The organism is Conchiformibius steedae (genome assembly GCF_014054725.1).
Classification (GTDB): Bacteria; Pseudomonadota; Gammaproteobacteria; order Burkholderiales; family Neisseriaceae; genus Conchiformibius; species Conchiformibius steedae.
Map to the genome: position 1 here is coordinate 1,561,401 of NZ_CP059563.1, position 19,639 is coordinate 1,581,039.

At 48.4% G+C, this 19,639-nt stretch carries 19 protein-coding genes; 7 read left to right on the forward strand and 12 right to left on the reverse strand.

Going from position 1 to position 19,639, the window contains the following annotated elements; translation table 11 throughout:
* Window positions 1–20 precede the first annotated feature (20 nt).
* The 8 genes from H3L98_RS08200 to H3L98_RS08235 all read right to left on the reverse strand — a co-directional run bounded on the left by H3L98_RS08200 (window position 21) and on the right by H3L98_RS08235 (window position 8,312).
* Window positions 21–269, reverse strand: a complete 249-nt coding sequence (locus H3L98_RS08200) for an FAD assembly factor SdhE (protein WP_027021588.1) — start codon at window positions 267–269, stop codon at window positions 21–23.
* Window positions 270–397: 128 nt separating this feature from the next.
* Complete coding sequence (locus H3L98_RS08205) at window positions 398–1,105, reverse strand: succinate dehydrogenase iron-sulfur subunit (protein WP_027021589.1); 708 nt, start codon at window positions 1,103–1,105, stop codon at window positions 398–400.
* Between the two features lie 57 nt (window positions 1,106–1,162).
* The gene (gene sdhA / locus H3L98_RS08210; protein ID WP_027021590.1) at window positions 1,163–2,926 is read right to left on the reverse strand and encodes a succinate dehydrogenase flavoprotein subunit; all 1,764 of its coding nucleotides are present in this window, start codon (window positions 2,924–2,926) and stop codon (window positions 1,163–1,165) included.
* Between the two features lie 3 nt (window positions 2,927–2,929).
* Window positions 2,930–3,277 (reverse strand): succinate dehydrogenase, hydrophobic membrane anchor protein, encoded by a 348-nt coding sequence (gene sdhD / locus H3L98_RS08215; protein WP_027021591.1) that lies wholly within the window; start codon window positions 3,275–3,277, stop codon window positions 2,930–2,932.
* Entirely contained in the window at window positions 3,271–3,669 is a 399-nt protein-coding gene (sdhC, locus tag H3L98_RS08220; protein ID WP_027021592.1) for a succinate dehydrogenase, cytochrome b556 subunit, read from the reverse strand. The genes sdhD and sdhC overlap by 7 nt, the downstream gene beginning before the upstream one ends.
* Window positions 3,670–3,953: 284 nt before the next feature.
* Window positions 3,954–5,147, reverse strand: a complete 1,194-nt coding sequence (locus H3L98_RS08225) for an amino acid aminotransferase (protein WP_027021594.1) — start codon at window positions 5,145–5,147, stop codon at window positions 3,954–3,956.
* An 89-nt stretch (window positions 5,148–5,236) separates the two neighbouring features.
* On the reverse strand, window positions 5,237–7,147 hold the full coding sequence (locus tag H3L98_RS08230) for an ATP-binding cassette domain-containing protein (RefSeq protein ID WP_027021595.1): 1,911 nt from the start codon (window positions 7,145–7,147) through the stop codon (window positions 5,237–5,239).
* Window positions 7,140–8,312, reverse strand: a complete 1,173-nt coding sequence (locus tag H3L98_RS08235) for a tRNA nucleotidyltransferase/poly(A) polymerase-related protein (RefSeq protein WP_027021596.1) — start codon at window positions 8,310–8,312, stop codon at window positions 7,140–7,142. Before H3L98_RS08235 ends, H3L98_RS08230 begins: the two co-directional genes overlap by 8 nt.
* A gap of 106 nt (window positions 8,313–8,418) precedes the next feature.
* Here H3L98_RS08235 and folE2 point away from each other — a divergent pair, with 106 nt between their 5' ends.
* From folE2 to H3L98_RS08265, 6 genes are all read left to right on the forward strand, one after another.
* Entirely contained in the window at window positions 8,419–9,201 is a 783-nt protein-coding gene (gene folE2, locus H3L98_RS08240; protein ID WP_034333068.1) for a GTP cyclohydrolase FolE2, read from the forward strand.
* 31 nt (window positions 9,202–9,232) lie between these two features.
* Window positions 9,233–10,753 carry a phospholipase D family protein gene (locus H3L98_RS08245; protein ID WP_034333070.1) on the forward strand — a complete coding sequence of 507 codons (1,521 nt, stop codon included), beginning with the start codon at window positions 9,233–9,235 and terminating at the stop codon, window positions 10,751–10,753.
* A 626-nt stretch (window positions 10,754–11,379) separates the two neighbouring features.
* Window positions 11,380–11,958, forward strand: coding sequence for a hypothetical protein (locus H3L98_RS08250; RefSeq protein WP_156932224.1), 579 nt, complete (start codon window positions 11,380–11,382; stop codon window positions 11,956–11,958).
* A gap of 130 nt (window positions 11,959–12,088) precedes the next feature.
* Window positions 12,089–12,481 carry a hypothetical protein gene (locus H3L98_RS08255; protein ID WP_027021600.1) on the forward strand — a complete coding sequence of 131 codons (393 nt, stop codon included), beginning with the start codon at window positions 12,089–12,091 and terminating at the stop codon, window positions 12,479–12,481.
* Window positions 12,482–12,739: 258 nt separating this feature from the next.
* The gene (locus H3L98_RS08260) at window positions 12,740–13,219 is read left to right on the forward strand and encodes a hypothetical protein (RefSeq protein ID WP_027021601.1); all 480 of its coding nucleotides are present in this window, start codon (window positions 12,740–12,742) and stop codon (window positions 13,217–13,219) included.
* 158 nt (window positions 13,220–13,377) lie between these two features.
* Window positions 13,378–13,779 carry a hypothetical protein gene (locus tag H3L98_RS08265; protein ID WP_027021602.1) on the forward strand — a complete coding sequence of 134 codons (402 nt, stop codon included), beginning with the start codon at window positions 13,378–13,380 and terminating at the stop codon, window positions 13,777–13,779.
* A gap of 42 nt (window positions 13,780–13,821) precedes the next feature.
* On the opposite strand, the gene dapE is transcribed toward H3L98_RS08265, so the two are convergent.
* Window positions 13,822–14,961 (reverse strand): succinyl-diaminopimelate desuccinylase, encoded by a 1,140-nt coding sequence (gene dapE, locus H3L98_RS08270; RefSeq protein WP_027021603.1) that lies wholly within the window; start codon window positions 14,959–14,961, stop codon window positions 13,822–13,824.
* 73 nt (window positions 14,962–15,034) lie between these two features.
* Window positions 15,035–16,501 carry a ribosome biogenesis GTPase Der gene (der, locus tag H3L98_RS08275; RefSeq protein ID WP_027021604.1) on the reverse strand — a complete coding sequence of 489 codons (1,467 nt, stop codon included), beginning with the start codon at window positions 16,499–16,501 and terminating at the stop codon, window positions 15,035–15,037.
* A 289-nt stretch (window positions 16,502–16,790) separates the two neighbouring features.
* Between der and H3L98_RS08280 the strand changes: the two genes are divergently transcribed.
* Complete coding sequence (locus H3L98_RS08280; protein WP_027021605.1) at window positions 16,791–17,633, forward strand: transferrin-binding protein-like solute binding protein; 843 nt, start codon at window positions 16,791–16,793, stop codon at window positions 17,631–17,633.
* Window positions 17,634–17,709: 76 nt separating this feature from the next.
* On the opposite strand, the gene H3L98_RS08285 is transcribed toward H3L98_RS08280, so the two are convergent.
* Complete coding sequence (locus H3L98_RS08285; RefSeq protein ID WP_051532001.1) at window positions 17,710–18,750, reverse strand: hypothetical protein; 1,041 nt, start codon at window positions 18,748–18,750, stop codon at window positions 17,710–17,712.
* Between the two features lie 99 nt (window positions 18,751–18,849).
* Complete coding sequence (gene deoC, locus H3L98_RS08290) at window positions 18,850–19,566, reverse strand: deoxyribose-phosphate aldolase (RefSeq protein WP_034333076.1); 717 nt, start codon at window positions 19,564–19,566, stop codon at window positions 18,850–18,852.
* Window positions 19,567–19,639 lie beyond the last annotated feature (73 nt).

Sequence of the window (19,639 nt, forward strand, 5' to 3'; positions counted from 1 at the left end):
GGTGGGTGGGTAGGACTGCTTTAAGCATTCCTGATTTTTGCCAATAAAGGCTTAAATTCTTCGCGGCATTCGGTTTGTTTTTGATTCACCAATGCCAAAAATTCTTGGTCGGGCAAATCCAAAATTTCCACAAACACAGCCAGTTCTGCATCGCTTAACTGTTCAAAACCCTGCTGCATAAAGCGTTGCAGCAGAATATCCAATTCCAGCAGACCGCGACGGGTTAAAAAACGGATGCGCCGTTTGGCGGTATCGTCAAATTGTGCCATATTCTTTACATGTAGTTACAGGTATCACAAATTTTGATGATACTGATTATATTTTTTATTGATAAACAGCCTGAAAAAGCCTGACTATCTATGGCTTTTTCAGGCAGGATTCCTTTATAAAAAAGGTATTACACCATACGCTTCAGCATAATCTCTTTGATTTTGCCGATGGCGCGGGTGGGGTTCAAATGCTTCGGACACACGTCCACACAGTTCATAATGGTGTGGCAGCGGAACAGACGGTAGGGGTCGTTCAAATTGTCCAAACGCTCGTTGGTAATGGTGTCGCGGCTGTCGGCGATAAAGCGGTAGGCGTTCAGCAAGCCGGAAGGACCGACAAATTTGTCGGGATTCCACCAGAAAGACGGGCAAGCGGTAGAACAGCAGGCGCACAAAATACATTCGTACAAGCCGTCCAATTCGGCGCGGTCTTCTTGAGATTGCAGGCGTTCCTTGTTTTTATCTACAGGCGTATCATTCACCACATAGGGCTTAATGGAATGATATTGCTTGAAAAACTGGGTCATGTCCACAATCAGGTCGCGAATCACGGGCAAACCAGGCAAAGGACGCAACACAATCGGTTGCGGCAGGCTGCGGATATCGGTCAGACACGCCAAGCCGTTTTTGCCGTTGATGTTCATACCGTCCGAACCGCAAATCCCTTCGCGGCAGGAACGGCGGAATGAAAAGCTGTCGTCTTTGGCTTTGATTTTAACCAAAGCGTCCAGCAGTTTCACATCGGTGGGTTCGATTTCAATTTCATAGTCTTTCATGTACGGCTTGGCATCCACATCGGGATTGTAGCGGTACACTTGAAAACGTACTTTTTCCATATGCTGTGTTCCTTGCGCGGCGCGTTTCGCCGTGTGTGAAACGCGCCGTTGTATTTTTTAGTAAACGCGCTTGGCAGGCTCAATATAATCCACTGTCAAAGGCTTGGTATGCACGGGCTTATAAGCCAAACGGTTGTCTGCCGAATAAAACAGGGTGTGTTTCATCCAGTTTTCATCGTCGCGCTCGGGGTGGTCGTCCGATGCGTGCGCACCGCGTGATTCCTTACGCGCTTCGGCGGAAATCAGGGTGGCTTTGGCGACTTCCATCAGGTTGTCCAGCTCCAAGGCTTCAATACGCGCAGTGTTCCACACTTGGCTCTTGTCCTGAATTTCGGTATTTTTGGCGCGTTCGTACAATGCCAAAACTTTGTCCACGCCTTCTTTCAGAATCTTATCGGTACGGAACACGCCTGCGTGCAGCTGTACGGTGCGTTGCAATTCGTTACGCAGGGCATCAACGTTTTCGCCACCACTTTGGTTATTCAAGCGGTCAAGACGGGCTTTGGTAAATTCGCCTGCGTTTTCAGGCAGCTTTTTCCAATCGCTTTGTTCGTTGATAAAGGCAATCATGCTGTCGCCTGCGGATTTGCCGAATACCACCAAGTCCAACAATGAGTTCGTACCCAAGCGGTTGGCACCGTGTACGGACGCGCAAGCGCATTCGCCAGCAGCATACAAGCCTTTTACCACTACTTCGGGATTATCGCCTTCAGGCACAACCACTTCGCCCAAATAGTTGGTGGGAATACCGCCCATCATATAGTGGGTGGTCGGCACAACGGGAATCGGGTCTTTAATCGGGTCAATGCCAGCAAACTGAATGGAAATCTCGCGGATACCCGGCAGTTTAGATTTGATTTTTTCTGCGCCGATGTGGTCAATTTTCAGCAAAACGTGGTCTTTTTTCGGACCGCAGCCGCGACCTTCGTAAATTTCCATCGCCATAGCGCGAGAAACCACATCGCGTGAGGCCAAATCTTTTACGGTAGGGGCATAGCGTTCCATAAAACGCTCTCCATCAGCATTCAGCAAAATGCCGCCTTCGCCGCGCACGCCTTCGGTAATCAACACGCCCGCACCTGCCACGCCTGTGGGGTGAAATTGCCAAAATTCCATGTCTTCCAAGGGGATACCTGCACGGGCGCAAATACCCAAGCCGTCGCCAGTGTTCATAAAGGCATTGGTGGAAGAAGCGTAAATACGTCCTGCGCCGCCTGTGGCAAACAATACGGCTTTGGCGTGGAAAATGTACACGTCGCCGCTTTCCATTTCCATTACGGTTACGCCGACCACATCGCCGTTTTCGTCACGAATCAGGTCAAGCGCTGTCCATTCCACAAAGAATTGGGTATTGGCGCGGACGTTTTGCTGATACAGGGTGTGCAGCATGGCGTGACCGGTACGGTCTGCCACGGCACAAGCACGTTCTACGGCGCGTTTGCCATGTTCGGCGGTGTGTCCGCCAAAGGGACGCTGGTAAATTTTGCCGCTTTCCACGCGGTCAAACGGCATGCCCATGTGTTCCAGCTCAATCACGGCTTCGGGTGCGCGGCGGCACATAAATTCAATCGCGTCTTGGTCACCCAGCCAGTCCGAACCTTTTACGGTGTCATACATGTGCCAGTCCCAACGGTCTTCCTGAACATTGCCCAAAGAAGCGGAAATACCGCCCTGCGCCGCCACGGTGTGCGAACGGGTGGGGAATACTTTTGACAAAACGGCGGTGTTCAAACCTGCCTGCGACAATTGCAATGCGGCACGCAAACCCGCGCCGCCGCCGCCAACAATCACGGCATCAAATTTTCGGATTGGAAAAGTCATGTTTTACCCCCAAAGCACATAGAACGAATACACGGTGCAGCCCACCAGCCACACGATGGTGGCAGATTGCAGCAGCAAACGCAGCCCGAAGGGTTTGATATAGTCCATCCACAGGTCGCGCATACCCACCCAAGCGTGTAAAAACAACGCGATAAAGGTGGTTTGGGTAAAGACTTTCACCCAAGTTTTGTCAAAAAATGCCTTCCATTCGGTGTAATCGTCCGCACCGAGCAGTCCCAGCAGAAAAAAGAAGAAAATCACGGCGTAAATCAGCATTACCACGGCAGTGATGCGCTGCATCGCCCAATCGCGCAAACCGTAGTGTGCGCCGGTCAGTTTGCGGTCTACCATAAGAAAATCCCCAAAATAAAGGCAGAAACAGCACCGCCAATCAATACCATGCGTGCGGTTTTACGCGCGGTTTGCAAATCGGTGCCGATGTGGGCGTCCAACAGCAAAAAGCGTACGCCTGCCAGCAGGTGGTGCATCAACGCCCACAATACGCCCCACAAAATCAGCTTAATCAGGAAATTATCTGCCCATCTTTTGTAGTCGTCAAAAGTATCGCCGCTGCTGAGCGAACCGCCGAGCAATGCCAGCAACACGGGCAGCAGGACAAACAGGGCAACGCCCGTTACGCGGTGCAGAATCGAAACAATCCCCGGAATGGGCAGACTTTTGGTCAAAATCTGCAAATCCAGAAAGACGGGGCGTTTCGTCCGCAGTTCTTTTTCTGTTTGCATGGTTGTGTTCCTTCTCGTTAGAGAATGCAGAGTTATTGAAATCAAAATCGGGCAACTTCCCCGATTCCGCTAAAAACGGGTAAAACTGCCGCAGGGCATAATTTACCCTTTTTGGCGCGTGTTGAACAGTCTTTTTTGGCAAAAAACGGCATGAAATTAAACAACAAATTACCAAAACATGGAAACGGGTTGTAAACAAATACAAACAAATTTTTGCAAAAACAAACCATTACAAACACAGCGGTTGCAGCAAACGGAAACGCCTGCCGCAACCGCATTTACCCTTACAGCACTTTGGCAATGCTTTCACACAAATAGCGGATATTGTCGGCGGTGATGCCCGCCACATTGATGCGTCCCGAACGCACGGCGTAAATGGCAAACTCTTCTTTCAAGCGGTCCACCTGCTCGGGCGACAAACCGCTAAACGAGAACATGCCGTTTTGTTGCACGATAAAGCTGAAATCACGGTTTGCACCGCATTCTTTTAACAACTCAACCATTTGACCGCGCATGGTTTTGATGCGGTCGCGCATTTGCGCCAGCTCTGCCAGCCATTGCGCTTTTAATTCGGCATCTTGCAACACCAGCGCCACCGTTGCCGCGCCGTGGGCAGAGGGGTTGGAATACAGGGTGCGGATAATGGCTTTGATTTGGGTAAAGGCGCGTTCTGCGGTTTCGGCATCGGCAGCCACCAAGGTAAACGCGCCCACGCGCTCGCTGTACAAACCGAAGTTTTTAGAATAAGAACTGGCAACCAGCAATTCAGGATTGTGTTCGGCAAACACGCGCAAACCGTAGGCATCTTCATCTACACCGTTGGCAAAGCCTTGATACGCCAAGTCAAACAGCGGCAGCCAGCCTTTTTCTGCCGACATTTTTGCCAGTTGTTGCCATTGTTCGGGCGTGGGGTCAATGCCTGTGGGGTTATGGCAGCAGCCGTGTAACAATACAACATCGCCTGCCTGCGCTTGCGCCAAATCTTCAATCATGCCGTCCCAGTCCAAGCCGTTGGCGGCTTTGTCGTAGTAGCGGTAATCACGAATGGACACGCCTGCGGCGGCAAAAATGGCGTTGTGGTTGGGCCAGCTGGGGGCGGAAATCCACACGTTTTTGGCGGAAGTTTGGTTTTTGACAAACTCGGCGGCAATCCGCAACGCGCCCGTTCCGCCCAAACTTTGTGCGGTTTTGGCGCGTTTGGCAGCCAGCACGGGGCTGTTTTCGCCAAACAGCAGTTTTTGGGTTTCGGTGTTGTACGCCGCCAAGCCGTCAATCGGCAGGTAGTTTTTGTCTGCTTCCTGCGCCAGCAAACGGGTTTCGGCGGTTTTCACCGATGCCAGAATCGGGGTTTGTCCTTGCGCGTCTTTGTACACGCCGATGCCCAAATTCACTTTCAGGCTGCGCGGGTCGGCTTTAAAGGCTTCGCCCAAGCCCAAAATCGGGTCGGCGGCGGCGGCGGTGATGTGCTCAAAAAACATGGTAAACACCTTTTACAGTCGGGTTGTGGAAAACAGGCGTGTTTATACGCCCCTACACGGTGCTTGGCAAGCCGAAATCCACCCGCATGTTAAGCAAACTGCGCCTGCGCCGCTTCCAAACTTTCCTGTTGCACCAGCCAATCTTCTTCACATTGCGCCAATTCGCTTTTTGCCTGCGCCGCTTCTGCCAATGCCTGCTGCAAAGCGGCTTTATTTTCGGGCAGATAGGCATTTTCGTCTGCCAAAAAGTTTTCTGCTGCCTGCAAACGGGTTTGCGCCTGCGCCATCTGCGCTTCAATACGGGCGATTTCACGCTCAATCGGTTTGCACACACGGGCGCGTTCGGCGCGGATTTCCGCTTCGCGGCGTTTTTCCGCTTTGCGGTTGTTGCTGTTGGCAACGGGCGCGGCGGTTTGGGCGTTTTCTGCCTGCTGCTGCGCCAAACGGTAACGGCGGTAGTCTTCCAAATCGCCGTCAAACACCGTTACCCTACCGTCCTGCACCAGTAAAAAACGGTCGGTAACCGCTTCCAACAAACTGCGGTCGTGGCTTACCAGCACCAACGCGCCCTCAAAACCCTGCAATGCCGTGGTCAGCGCGTGGCGCATGTCCAAATCCAAATGGTTGGTGGGTTCGTCCAACAGCAGCAGATTGGGCTTTTGCCACACCAGCAGCGCCAATGCCAAACGCGCTTTTTCGCCACCCGAAAACGGCTCAATCGGCGCAAGTGCCATGTCGCCAACAAAATCAAATCCACCCAGAAAGTTACGGATATCCTGCTCTTTGGCATCGGGGCTGAGGCGGCGGATGTGCCACACGGGGCTTTGGTCGCCACGCAACTGCTCTAACTGGTGCTGGGCGAAATAACCGATACACAGCTTGTCGGCGCGGATAATGCTGCCGTTTTGCGGAAGCAAATCGCCAGACAAAGCTTTGATAAAAGTGGATTTACCCGAACCATTTACGCCCAACAGCCCGTAACGTGCGCCGTTTTCCAGCGACAAATCCACTTGATGTAAAACGGTTTTTCCCGCATAGCCCAAATCGGCGCGTTCCAAGCGCAATTGCGGATTGGGCAGGTGTTCGGGCGCGGAAAAACTGAAATAAAACTGGCTGTCCATGTGGGCAGGGGCAATTTTTTCCAGTTTTTCTAAAGCCTTGATGCGGCTTTGCGCTTGGGCGGCTTTGGTGGCTTTGGCTTTAAAACGGTCAATAAACGATTGTAAATGCTTGATGTGTGCCTGTTGTTTGGCGTAGGCGGATTGTTGTTGCGCCAGCCTTTGGGCGCGTTCTTGCAGATAGTAATCGTAATTGCCACCGTAGCCGTGCAGTTTCTGCCCCGACAATTCCACGGTGTAATCGGTTACGGCGTTAAGAAAATCACGGTCGTGGGAAATCACGATTTGGGTGTTGGGCAATTCGACAAGATAGTTTTCCAGCCACAATACGGCTTCCAAATCCAAGTGGTTGGTGGGTTCGTCCAATAGCAGCAAATCGGCGCGACACATCAAGGCTTGCGCAAGGTTTAAACGCATGCGCCAGCCACCCGAAAAACTTTTTACGGGCTGTTGCTGTTCGTCTTGCGAAAAACCCAATCCGCTTAATAATTTGGCGGCGCGGGATTCGGCGGTGTAGGCATCGGCTTCTTCCAACTTGGCGTGGAATTCCGCCATTTTCAAGCCGTCGTCTGCCTGTTCCGCCGCTGCCAAACCTTGCAACAGGGTTTGCAGTTCGCCATCACCCTGCAACACATAATCCAAGGCGCGAATGTCCAGCGCGGGGGTTTCCTGCGCCACAGCAGCGATGCGCCAGTGTTTCGGTAACGATACTTCGCCGCTGTCGGCAGCCAGTTCGCCGCGAATCAGGGCAAACAGGCTGGATTTACCTGTGCCGTTGCGCCCCACCAAACCGACACGGCGGCGCGGGGCAAGAGTGAGTTCGGCTTGTTGCAGCAACACTTTATCGCCACGTTGCAGGTTTAATTGACGGATTTCAATCATAATGATGTTTCTCTTGATAAGCGCGTTGGACGGGGTGCATGGCGGCGGTGCGGGCTTGGTCAATGGCAGCGGCAATATGTTGCGGATTGCCTGCTTGGGCTTGGGCGATTGCGCCTGCATCTACCGACTGCGCCGCTGCCAATAAATCCAAGCCATGCGCCCGCTGCGGATAAGGCGTTTGAGCAAAAATGGCTTGGCAAACATTTAACATCTGCTTAAAACGTTGCGGACGACGCAGCGCATCGGCTTGTTTTAATACATCTAATAATGCTGTTGTCTGCTCAACTTGCCCCACTTGATGCAAACGCATGTGCAAGGCGCACACTTGTTCTGCCAATTGGGCGCAGTCTTTCGGTACGCGCCAACGCTGATTAACGGTATCTACCGCAGCCAATCCGTGTAACAGCGCGGCATAGCGTTCGGGCAAACTCAAACCCAAATCCGCTGCACGTTGTAAGGTCTGCAAAGCGTGTTCGCCGCAGTCGTTTTCGGGATAACAACTGCTGCGTTGCGCGACACCAAACAGCGCATCTACTTCGGGCAACAGCACGGACAATGCCCCACATTCGCGCAACACCGCCAACATACGGCGCGGATGGTTTTCCATCAGCCCTTTAGCCCATTCCTGCCAAACGCGTTCTGCCACCAGCGCATCGGCTTCGCCGTTTGCCACCATGTCGCGCATCAGCTGCATGGTTTCGGGGGCAACGGTAAAACCGTAACGCGCCGCAAACCGCGCTGTCCGCAAAATCCGCACGGGGTCTTCTACAAACGCTGCACCCACATGGCGCAAAATGCCTTGTCGCAAATCGTCTGCGCCGCCGAAAGGGTCTATCAGTCTGCCGTCTGCATCTTGTGCCATGGCGTTAATAGTCAAATCGCGGCGCGACAAATCCTGTTCCAGCGTAACGTGTTGTCCCGTATCAAAACTAAACCCCGCGTAACCGCGCCCGATTTTGCGTTCGGTACGCGCCAAGGCGTATTCTTCATGCGTGTGGGGATGCAGAAACACGGGAAAATCGCGCCCCACTGCGGTAAAACCACGTTGGCGCATGATGTCGGGGCTTGCGCCCACCACCACCCAATCGCGGTCGTGTACGGGCAGTCCCAGCAGCGCATCGCGCACCGCACCGCCCACCAGATAGGTTTGTAATGCTGTATCCATGCGCTGATTATAACCCGCCCTGCCCTTACTTCACATATAGCGAGAATCAATACCACCGTGCAAACACAATGCTATACTTTCGCGCTTTCAGCCAAACACACACACCATGACACATTCTATTCCCGATATACAAAGCACCCCCGACACCCGCAATATGCCCATCAACCGCGTAGGCATCAAAGATTTGCATTTTCCCGTGCGGATTGAATCGGCGCAGGGCATCGTCCACACCACCGCCAAACTGAAAATGGCGGTTTATCTGCCCGCTGAACAAAAAGGCACACACATGTCGCGCTTTGTGGCGCTGATGGAAGAACACGATGCCGCGCTTTCGCCTGTCGCGCTGCACAATCTTACCGAAAGCATGTTGGCGCGTTTGCACGCCCATTCGGGCAGTATTGAAGCCGCGTTTGCCTTTTTCCGCCAAAAAACCGCGCCCGTTTCGGGCATCAAATCCCTAATGGATTATCAGGTTACGCTGGCTTGCGACATCAACCAAGAGCAAACCCGCCACCGCTTGAGCGTACTCGTTCCCGTTACCAGCTTATGCCCCTGCTCTAAAGAAATTTCCCAATACGGCGCACACAACCAGCGTTCGCACGTTACCGTTTCTTTGGAAAGCGACGGCGCAGTGGCGGTGGAAGAAATCATCGATTTGGTGGAAAATCAGGCTTCCTGCCAGCTTTATGGTTTGTTAAAACGCCCCGATGAAAAATTCGTTACCGAACGCGCCTACGAAAACCCCAAATTTGTGGAAGACATGGTGCGCGATATTGCCTTGGCACTGCAAAACGATGCCCGCATCCGCCGTTTCAGCGTGGAAAGCGAAAACTTTGAATCGATTCACAATCATTCGGCATACGCGCTTATTGAATCTGCGCCTATGTAAAGATTACTTGCCATTGAACCATCGGGCAGCGATGCTGCTGGCGTTATTACTGTTAAACGCCTGCCGCAGCCTGCCCGATTTGTCTTTGCGCGAACCTTCCGTACACATTCCCGTCCGCAGTGCGCCGCAGCTGGAATCGCTGTTGCGCCTGCCCAAACGCGCCCCCGCACCACCCAATGCCTATCTTTATATTCTTGACCACCCCCACGATGCCTTTACTGCCCGCGCCGCACTGATTCAACACGCCCGCATTGCGCTGGACGTGCAATATTACATTTGGCGCAACGATATTTCGGGTAACTTATTGTTGCAATACCTGTATCAGGCAGCAGAACGCGGCGTGCGCGTGCGCCTGCTGCTGGACGACAACAACACCCACGGCAACGATGCCGTGCTTGCCGCATTGGACGCACACCCCAATATCCAAGTGCGCCTGTTTAACCCGTTTTTGTACCGAAAATGGCGTTTTATCGGCTATTTAAGCGACTTTCCCCGTTTAAACAGGCGCATGCACAACAAATCGCTCACCGCCGACAACCGCGCTGCCGTGATTGGCGGGCGCAATATCGGCGACGAATATTTTCACGGCTCGGACGAACAAGCGTTTGCCGATTTAGACGTATTGGCAGCGGGCGAGCTTGTCGGGCAGGTATCCACCGATTTTGACCGCTATTGGCAAAGCGATTCTGCCTATCCGCTGCATCTGATTGTGCGTACCGCGCCCGCCGCCGATTTCCCGCCAGCCACACCCACCGCCGCCCAACAACGCTATCTCGCCCAAAACGCGCGCATGCCCTTGGCACAAGCCTTGGCAAAGGGAACGGTATCGCTACTGCCCGCACAAGCCCGCTTGGTTAGCGATGACCCCGCCAAAGCCCTAGACCGCCGCGCCCGCACCGATATTGTTGCCGAGCTGCACCGCGCACTTGGCACACCCACGCAGAATATGTATCTGGTCAGTCCCTATTTTGTCCCCACCGCCAAAGGCACACAATTATTAAGCGATTTTGCCCGACAAGGCGTAGGCATTACCGTGTTTACCAATTCACTACGCGCGACTGATGTAGCGGCGGTACATTCAGGCTATGCCCGCTACCGAGAACCGCTGTTACAAGCAGGTGTCAAACTATATGAATTCAAACCCAATCCCACGCCTGTTGTGCCTGTGTCCCCGCCAAGCAAAAGCAAAAAACGCCCCCTGCGCGACCGCGGCTTAACAGGCAGCTCTGCCACCAGCCTGCACGCCAAAACTTTTATTATTGATAAAAAAAGAGTATTTGTCGGTTCATTAAATTTAGACCCGCGCTCGGCAAAACTCAATACCGAAATGGGTTTAGTGATTCACAACCGCCAACTCGCGCAAACCATGTACCGCCGCTTACACGATGAAACCGAACAAACCGCCTACCGTGTCGCGCTTAACCGCCAAGGGCATTTGGTTTGGCACGACCCGCAAAACGGCAACACCCACACCCAAGAGCCTGAAGCCAGTTTTTGGCGACGGTGGCTGGTGCGGGTACTCTCGGTACTGCCAATTGAACGGCTGTTATAGTGAGTGAACGAATATGCCAAAATTCAAAAACAAAATAAAAAAACCGCACCCAAATTGAATAAACAATTAGCAGCGGCACAAAGGATATATATAAAAATTGCAAAGGCTAAATAATTATGCGTAAAATTTTGTTATTAAATATAATACTCACCATACCATCATTGGTTTACTTTTCAATTCTTTTTATTAATCGGGGTATAACCGCAGATGTTACCATATTGTCCTACATATATACAGTTGTATCAACATTAGGATATATAAATGTTTTATTATTTTTACTGATTGTGATACTCGCTATTCACACATATATTACCAACAAAAGCACTCCAATAACTATTAAGAACTCGGTATTATTATCAATAATACTATATTTTAATTTATTCTCCATAAAAAGCTACGATTGTATCTGTATTTATGATTGCGTAATGTGGCGCTATCTCTATGGTCTCTATAGTTAGGTAGGTTGGGTTAGGCAAAGCCGTAACCCAACTTTTTCCAATAAAATAAAAATGTTGGGTTTACGCTACGCTTCAACCCAACCTACCGCTACTAAAAACAAAACCATCAACAAATAATCTAAAGATGATTGATTTACTAATTCAAGAAGCGAAGAGGAATTTATCTAAATGATTACTCCGATTTATGACGTATCTCTACCTAGTAATGTAAAATCTTTATTACATAGTTTAATAGGTAGAAAATTAATAAAAATGTTACGCTGTAACAATGATTCTATTGAATATTTAATTAAAACTTTTGAGCTTGAACCCAGAGATTTTTTCTCATTATGTTTAGGTCCTATTTTACTTTATTTTGAAGACGGCTTAATATTCGGTGGTAGCAGCGACCCGAGTAGGAATAGCGTTTTAGTATGGGTGGAAAAAAATGAAATTGGTCAAACAACTCAATGGCTACAGGAAGAAGATAAAAATTTAATCCCTTTTGATGCTAAGGATTTTACTCATTGGAGTGTATTTTTAAATCAAAAAATTAAAAGTGTTTCAATTCTTAAAGAAATAGAAAAAGAAAATTTGAAGAAAATGGAGTTACCTAATGAAAGAGGGGTACTATTAAATTTTGAAAATGGTTTATCTTTAATTATTTCTCATGGATTAAATGATAATTCCGATAGTACGACAATCATTTCTTTGGAAGAAATTAATTCATGTTTTAAAGGTAAGTTAAATTACATAGATATTCTATAACAAGCAAGCGTAGGTTGGGTTAGGCAAAGCCGTAACCCAACTTATATTCCAATAAAAATGTTGGGTTTACGCTACGCTTCAACCCAACCTACTTTTGCTCTTGCTAATTTTTATTTATCAGGGACTAACTATGTGGTTATCAAAGAGATTGGAAGATTTTTTTGAAAAAAATGGAGCTGGAGATTTATATTATATCATTTCAGCGGCAATCAATTCAAATGATGAAAGATATAAGAAAAACTATATAGAGATATTAAGTTTAGCTTCGGAGGGGTATGGCATATTTTCGTCCGAAGGAACTAGCTATTCACTAAATAATGATTGGGATTATCCAGACCAATTTAATGAAGTTTACTGTTTTATTGGTTATGTTGAAACATCTAGTTTATCGTTTGATAAATATATAGAATTTATTTCATATATGTCTGACGTTTATATGGATCATCATAAAAATGATGTGGATCAAATTCTTTACCTAATTAGCAAGATTAGGGAACGATTTAAACCCTTTTGCTCTTATTGATTTGGAATTAGTTACATTTACAATGATGGTAATTCAATACAAACCAATTTTAATCATGCAGAAAAGAAATTGATGAGCTTTATTATTATTCAGCAAAATTAAAGCAAGCGTAGGTTGGATTAGGCAAAGCCGTAACCCAACTTATATTCCAATAAAAATGTTGGGTTTACGCTACGCTTCAACCCAACCTACTCTTTCTCAAATAGATGATGCTTTAGGAAGAGTAATTGATTTAAACAGAAAAAGGGGAATTAAATAATGTTGCTTAAACCAGAAGGAAATATTTTAACTTTCTTAAACTGTATTGGTTTACAAGAATGCGATAATGCGATTTCAAGGCTTATTTCTATCATTGATACACCATTTATCAGGGAAGAAGTATGCTATCTTGAACCAGAAGTTATCTATTCTTTTTATTTAGGGGGATGTCAATTTTCCTTTAACCAAAATGGAATTTTAGAGGCAATATTTATTTATATAAAACCAAAAAATTTATTTCATAGCTTCCAACTTAAAAACAATTTCATAAATGGAATAAGTCCAAACTCTTCAAAAGAAGATATTATTTATGCAATGAACCCATTGTTTGGTAGTCCTGAACGTATTTGCACAACAAATAATGTTGGGTTGGGATATGATGAATATCATTATATTAGATATAAGATTGATAATAAATTTATTCATTTTGAATTTTTAGAGGACTTTAAACTGAACTTAATTACCTTATTTATTGAATAACATTAGTTAGGTAGGTTGGGTTAGGCAAAGCCATAACCCAACTTTTTCCAATAAAATAAAAATGTTGGGTTTACGCTACGCTTCAACCCAACCTACCTCTACTGTTATAGTGAACGGGTATGTTAAAATCCCAAAACAAGTAGCAGTAAGGAATTTATATGTTTAAATATAAAGCCAAATTAGTTAAACTAGATGAAGAGATAGAAGAATTAGGATTTTTTATAATCAATGGAATTGAATTGTTGTGTTTTATTTCCAGTGTAACATTTCAATTAGAATTGAATAAAGAATATTTAGTTGAACTAACTTATCAAATATTGGACGAGTATCATATAAATAACACACCAGAACAATATACAATAGGTTTTAAAAATATAAACAATAATTTTAATTACCATTTATATGGTTCATTTAAAGAAAATATTTTATCTGTTAATTCAATAAAATTTACAGATGAATTTTTGGTAAATCATTTTCCATATTTAGAGAATAAAAATATCGTATTATTTATAGACAGGCTGGAGATATCTATTGAACAAGTATTAAATGAGCAAGAGTAGGTTGGATTAGGCAAAGCCATAACCCAACCCATATCAATTTGATTAAGATGCCTGTTTATCCAATAATTGCACCATCATCACTTCATATATGGCAGATAGCTTGTCAATATCATTAACGGGAATATTCTCATCAATCTGATGAATGCTTTCGTTGCAAAAACCCAATTCAATCAATTCATCGGCAACGGCTTTGATAAAGCGTCCGTCTGAGGTACCGCCTGATGTGGACAGTTTGGCTTCTACGCCGCAAACTTGGCGCACGGCAGCTTGGGCAACATCAGTCAATACGCCCGCTTCGGTTAAAAACGGTTCGCCCGACAAAGTCCATTGTAAATCATACTGAAAGCCGTATTTATCCAAAACGGCGTGAACACGCTGTTTCAGGCTGTCGGCGGTGCTTTCGGTGCTGAAACGGAAATTAAATTTGATTTCCACTGTGGCAGGAATGACGTTGGTTGCGCCCGTGCCGCCGTGGATATTGGAAATTTGAAAGCCTGTAGGCGGAAAATAGTCGTTGCCCTTATCCCATTGAATAGACGTTAATTCTGCCAAAGCAGGCGCAACGGTGTGAATGGGGTTTTCGGCAAGGTGGGGATAGGCGATATGCCCTTGTTTGCCATGTACGGTCAGCGTACCCGACAGCGAGCCGCGCCGTCCGTTTTTCAGGGTGTCGCCCAATTCGCGCTCAGCGGTGGGTTCGCCGACAATGCAGTAATCAATGCGCTCGCCACGTTGTTTGAGTACGTCCACAACTTTGGTCGTACCGTCCAGCGCATCACCTTCTTCGTCTGAGGTAATCAACAACGCCAAACTGCCTTGAAAATCGGGTTGCGCGGCGGTAAAACGTTCGCAAGCGGTAACAAAACAGGCAATGGCGGTTTTCATATCCGCTGCACCACGGGCATACAAACGTCCGTTGCGCTCAGTGGGGGTAAACGGTGGCGAAGTCCAACGGCTTTCGTCGCCCGCAGGCACAACATCAGTGTGTCCTGCAAAACACAATACGGGCGCAGCCGTACCGCGTCGCGCCCAAAAATTACGGGTATCGCCAAAGTTTAAAGGCTCTACTTGAAAACCGATTGCCTGCAAACGCTCGGCAAGCAGGGTTTGACAACCTGCATCATCGGGGGTAAGCGAGGGGCGGGCAAGTAATTGGGTAGCAAGGTCAAAAGTGGCAGTCATGATGCGCTCAAAAATTGGCATTGTACCGCGACAAAACGGCGGAAAGAAATGGTTTTCCGCCGTTTTGCTGCTTTTAGCCCTGTTTTTTCTTCACACTCACCTGCCGTTTTTTGCTTTTACCGCCGCTGTTACGCGCTTTCTCGTCTTTGCGCCCTTCGCGCTTGGCAATGCGGTTACTTAAAGACACGCGCCGCAAGGGTTGGTTCTTGGTTTTTTCTGCCGTTTCTTCATAAGGGTTTTCGGAAACATTGTATTGAATCCTCAAGGGTGTGCCTTGTAAATTAAAGGCTTTTCTAAAGGTTTGAGTGAGATAGCGGGTGTAGCTGTCGGAAATGTGTTGCAGCGAATTACCGTGAATCACAATCACGGGCGGATTCATGCCGCCTTGGTGGGCGTAACGCATTTTCGGGCGCACCAAACCTGCACGCGGCGGCTGTTGGCGTTCCACGGCGGTTTGCAACACGCGGGTGATTTTCGGCGTGGGCATTTTGACCATCGCGGCATCGTAGGCTGCCTGAATGCTGGCAAACAAGCCGTCAATGCCCTTTTCTTTCAAGGCGGAAACATAGTGGAATTTGGCAAAATCCAAAAAATACAGCTTGCGGGCGATGTCGCGTTTGATGTCGTTGCGGCGTTCTTCGCTGATGCCGTCCCATTTGTTGACCGCCACCACCAGCGCGCGCCCTGCTTCCAAGGCAAATCCCGCAATAGTGGCATCTTGGTCGGCGATGTCCTGCTGCGCGTCCAACACCAGCACCGCCACATTCGCCGCTTCTACCGCCTGCATCGCTTTGATTACGGAAAACTTTTCCACCGCTTCCGATACCTTGCCGCGCCGCCGCACGCCCGCCGTATCAATAATGGTAAACGGTTTGCCGTCGCGTTCAAAATCAATATGAATGCTGTCGCGGGTGGTGCCTGCCATATCAAAGGCAATCACACGCTCTTCGCCCAACACAGCATTAACCAAAGTGGATTTGCCCACATTGGGACGACCAATGACGGCAAACACGGGGTGTTTCGGCTCACTCACTTCTTCTTCAGCATCGGGAAAATGCGCCAACACATCTTCCATCAGACCGTACACGCCATCGCCGTGTGCGCCCGAAATCACATAGGGTTCGCCCAATGCCAGTTCGTAAAACTCTGCCGCGAGAACGGGACGGTTGCCGCCCTCGCCTTTGTTTACCGCCAAAAACACGGGGCGCGGACTTTGGCGCAAACGGTCGGCGATAATTTTATCTTGCGGGGTCAAGCCTGTACGCGCATCGGTTAGGAACACAACGGCATCGGCTTCGTCAATCGCCTGCAAAGTCTGCCGCGCCATTTCGTGCAAAATGCCGCTGTCCACCACAGGCTCAAAACCGCCCGTATCCACCACCAAATAAGGCTTGCTGCCCACGCGCCCGTGTCCGTAATGGCGGTCGCGGGTCAAGCCGGGCAGGTCGTGGACAAGGGCGTCTTTGCTGCGGGTTAAACGGTTAAACAGGGTGGATTTGCCCACATTGGGGCGTCCGACTAGGGCAATGGTAGGTTTCATAAAGGTTCTTTCTGTTTCAGGCTGCACGGAAAAAACCACACAGCCAGCAGGTGCAGATGCACAAAACAAACAAAAGCAATCGCTTAATCAAGCACAGCACCTTATGCAAAAAAAATCATTCAGTCAAGCCATTTTTTTTTTTTTGAAATAATTAGTTATATTTAAAAATTCAAAATTCGCTTCAAAAAACGCCCATCATGCGCCACACACGCTTGATAAAAAACTCAAAAACGCTTACAATCTTTACTCAAACTTAATACAACATCTCTTGACAACAAGTAGTTTCCAAATGAAATTTTTAAAATCACTTGCCCTTATCGCCACAGGCATTGCATTGGCAGCTTGCGGCAGTTCAGGCAGCAGCGCAGAACACCAGCACGGCAAAAACACCATCCGCAACATCATCAAGAATAGCAACAGCAAAAGCGACAGCCACCACCATGCTCACGACAACAGCAAGCAAAATAGCAACAAAAACAACAGCCATACCAACAGCCAAAGCACCATAGGCAGCTACCTGACTGCCGATCAAAACGAAACCATAACAACAGGCTTTTTGGCTGACGGCAAACACGATAAGCTGCAATTTCTGCAAGTTCACGGTCAAAATATCCAATTGATGCCCGCCGCCGACCCCAACCGTAAAGACCCCGATTTTGCCGAGTGGCGCAAAGACAAAACACCGTTTGACGCACTGATTGGCACACATTTGGCACACGCCCGTTATGGTTCGCTGGCATACCTGCCCGGTGCCAACAATGGACAACCCTATATTTTTGCCCAAGGCAATCTCAGCACCACCATTCCCACCCATGCCAATCCCGTTACTTATCAAGGTCGTGCCATACTGCTTGGCACAGGCAACGACCAAACAGGTACGTCCCAATTTACCGTTCACTTTGACAAAAAAACCGTAGATGGCACCCTGAAATTTGACAGCAAACCCGATATTTTCCTGCATGGCAAAATTGACGGCAGCCACTTCAACGGCAAGATGGGCAATGTGATTACCCGTGGCGCGTTTTACGGTAAAGATGCCGCAGAACTGGCAGGCACATTCCACCAAGAAGGCAAAGGCAACAAAGAAGTCGGCGATTTTGCAGGCGCATTTGGTGCCAAACAGCAAAAATAAGCCCTAAACCCATGATTTAAACAACAACGCCTGCCAACCCAAAAGTTTGCAGGCGTTTTCAATCAGTATCTTACCGCTAATGCAGCGCAGTTGCCGTAAACGCCCGTTCCAGCAGGGTTTGATAATGGCTGTTGCCGTTGCGTTCGTCCAAAACCTTTGCCACCCTTTGCGCTTCGGGCAAGGCTTCATCATTAACCGCTACCGCCGCCATCACATAACGCAGATACGCCAACGTGCTGTTTTGGCTATAAGCGGCAATTAAATCCCCATATTCTTCAAACAGTTCCTCCACCCGTTCACTCAAGCCCAACAAACTGCACAACCAAATCAATCGGGGCAAAATATGAATATGGGGTTCTATATTGCTTTCCAGCAAATCCAGCGCCTGTACCAAATACTGCTCGGCTTCCTGATGGCGTTTTAAGCGGATTAAGCTGTCGATAACGGGAACATAGGTTTCGTGCGGGACTTTCCCACACGACATTTTGCCCGATAAAATCGGTTGGGCGTATTTCAAGGCTTGTTCGTATTCCCCGATAAAATGATGATACACCACCAAAGCATGTTGTTCGCAGGCTGCACAATCTGCCATTAAATCATCGCTGTCGGCGTGTTCGCGCCATTGTGCAAAATATTGTTTGGCAGCAGCAGCATTGCCCATATCCACATTTTGATACATCAGCATTTTATACATCACCGCCAAATCAAATTCAAAATGCCCGTAAATTTGCTGCATAAATTGATTGGCTTCTTCAATATCTGCCAAACTGCATGATGTGTCTTCGGGCAGACCTTCAATTACCCATTTCAAACGCCACAAAGCCATGTGCAAACGCTCGGCTGCCTGTTCTTCTGCTTCAGAACCGTTCTCGCTTTCAGCATATTGGCGGTAATAGGCATCAATCAGATAACGGATGCAGTGCATTTGAAAATCGGCAGAAAAAGCGGTATTCCTACCTAAACTTTCCTCTGCATCGCCCACCACCCAATCGGCAATTTCACAGGCATGGTCTATCTGCCCGTTTTCTATGTAGTGGTTATAGGCGGCAATGGTGGCTTTTTGACATGCTGCGCCTGCTTCCATTTGCTGCAATTGTGTTAAAGTTTTAATGTTCATGATAATGTCCTTGACTGATTCAAACAGACACAAAATCGGGCAAATCTGCCCGATGTTTACCATAGCATTTTTACTCTATACGGTCAATGCGGGAAGGGTTTACGCTGCCAGCAAAGCATCTAATAAAGCCGATGCACCAATGCGGAAATGCGCGGGATTGACCCAATCTGCACCGAAAGCGGCTTCGGCTTGGCGGATATAGCCTTCTGCAGCGGCAATATCACGCACTCCACCCGATAATTTAATGCCTGCGCTGCTGGATTTGTCTGCTTCGGCAATGGCTGCCAACAGAATTTCAGCAGCTTCGGGGCTGGCACCGTGCGGGGTTTTGCCTGTAGAAGTTTTCAGAAAATCCGCACCGTTGGCAAGGGCGCAATCGGCGGCGGCGCGGGCAGTGACTGCGTCCAATTCGCCTGTTTCCAAAATCACTTTTAATTTGGCATTGGCTTCACGGCACAGTTTGGCAACGGCAGCGGTTAATTCGGCAGCAGCTTGTTGCTTGCCTGCGGCAAAGTCGCGGTAAGGGAAAACCAAATCGATTTCGTTTGCGCCATCGGCAAGGGCTTGACGGGTGTCTGCCCGCACTTGTTCGCTGCTTTCCTGACCGCTGGGGAAATTCACCACAGTGGCAATGGCAATATCGGGATGCGCTGCCAATTCTTGTTTGGCTAATGCCACAAAACGGGGATAAACACACACGGCAGCCACTTTGCCGATGGGTTGCACGGCTTTGGCGCACAGACTGCGGATGCGTTCGGGGGTGTCGTCTTCGTTGAGCGAAGTCAAATCCATTAAGGATAAAATTTTGGCTTTCATCAAGATTCCTTTTCGGTTTACGGCGGGAAAATAAGGGCAACACATTGCGTGCTGCCCTGTGTGTTGAAATATA

What these genes read in the sequence shown, in the direction of transcription:
- H3L98_RS08225 (WP_027021594.1), bottom strand. Translation starts at nt 5,147, where the DNA reads ATGTTTTTTGAGCACATCACCGCCGCCGCCGCCGACCCGATTTTGGGC.
- H3L98_RS08230 (WP_027021595.1), bottom strand. Translation starts at nt 7,147, where the DNA reads ATGATTGAAATCCGTCAATTAAACCTGCAACGTGGCGATAAAGTGTTG.
- folE2 (WP_034333068.1), top strand. Translation starts at nt 8,419, where the DNA reads ATGACACATTCTATTCCCGATATACAAAGCACCCCCGACACCCGCAAT.
- sdhA (WP_027021590.1), bottom strand. Translation starts at nt 2,926, where the DNA reads ATGACTTTTCCAATCCGAAAATTTGATGCCGTGATTGTTGGCGGCGGC.
- H3L98_RS08280 (WP_027021605.1), top strand. Translation starts at nt 16,791, where the DNA reads ATGAAATTTTTAAAATCACTTGCCCTTATCGCCACAGGCATTGCATTG.
- sdhD (WP_027021591.1), bottom strand. Translation starts at nt 3,277, where the DNA reads ATGGTAGACCGCAAACTGACCGGCGCACACTACGGTTTGCGCGATTGG.
- H3L98_RS08200 (WP_027021588.1), bottom strand. Translation starts at nt 269, where the DNA reads ATGGCACAATTTGACGATACCGCCAAACGGCGCATCCGTTTTTTAACC.
- sdhC (WP_027021592.1), bottom strand. Translation starts at nt 3,669, where the DNA reads ATGCAAACAGAAAAAGAACTGCGGACGAAACGCCCCGTCTTTCTGGAT.
- der (WP_027021604.1), bottom strand. Translation starts at nt 16,501, where the DNA reads ATGAAACCTACCATTGCCCTAGTCGGACGCCCCAATGTGGGCAAATCC.
- H3L98_RS08265 (WP_027021602.1), top strand. Translation starts at nt 13,378, where the DNA reads ATGTTTAAATATAAAGCCAAATTAGTTAAACTAGATGAAGAGATAGAA.
- H3L98_RS08205 (WP_027021589.1), bottom strand. Translation starts at nt 1,105, where the DNA reads ATGGAAAAAGTACGTTTTCAAGTGTACCGCTACAATCCCGATGTGGAT.
- H3L98_RS08250 (WP_156932224.1), top strand. Translation starts at nt 11,380, where the DNA reads ATGATTACTCCGATTTATGACGTATCTCTACCTAGTAATGTAAAATCT.
- H3L98_RS08260 (WP_027021601.1), top strand. Translation starts at nt 12,740, where the DNA reads ATGTTGCTTAAACCAGAAGGAAATATTTTAACTTTCTTAAACTGTATT.
- H3L98_RS08245 (WP_034333070.1), top strand. Translation starts at nt 9,233, where the DNA reads ATGCTGCTGGCGTTATTACTGTTAAACGCCTGCCGCAGCCTGCCCGAT.
- H3L98_RS08285 (WP_051532001.1), bottom strand. Translation starts at nt 18,750, where the DNA reads ATGAACATTAAAACTTTAACACAATTGCAGCAAATGGAAGCAGGCGCA.
- deoC (WP_034333076.1), bottom strand. Translation starts at nt 19,566, where the DNA reads ATGAAAGCCAAAATTTTATCCTTAATGGATTTGACTTCGCTCAACGAA.
- H3L98_RS08255 (WP_027021600.1), top strand. Translation starts at nt 12,089, where the DNA reads ATGTGGTTATCAAAGAGATTGGAAGATTTTTTTGAAAAAAATGGAGCT.
- H3L98_RS08235 (WP_027021596.1), bottom strand. Translation starts at nt 8,312, where the DNA reads ATGGATACAGCATTACAAACCTATCTGGTGGGCGGTGCGGTGCGCGAT.
- dapE (WP_027021603.1), bottom strand. Translation starts at nt 14,961, where the DNA reads ATGACTGCCACTTTTGACCTTGCTACCCAATTACTTGCCCGCCCCTCG.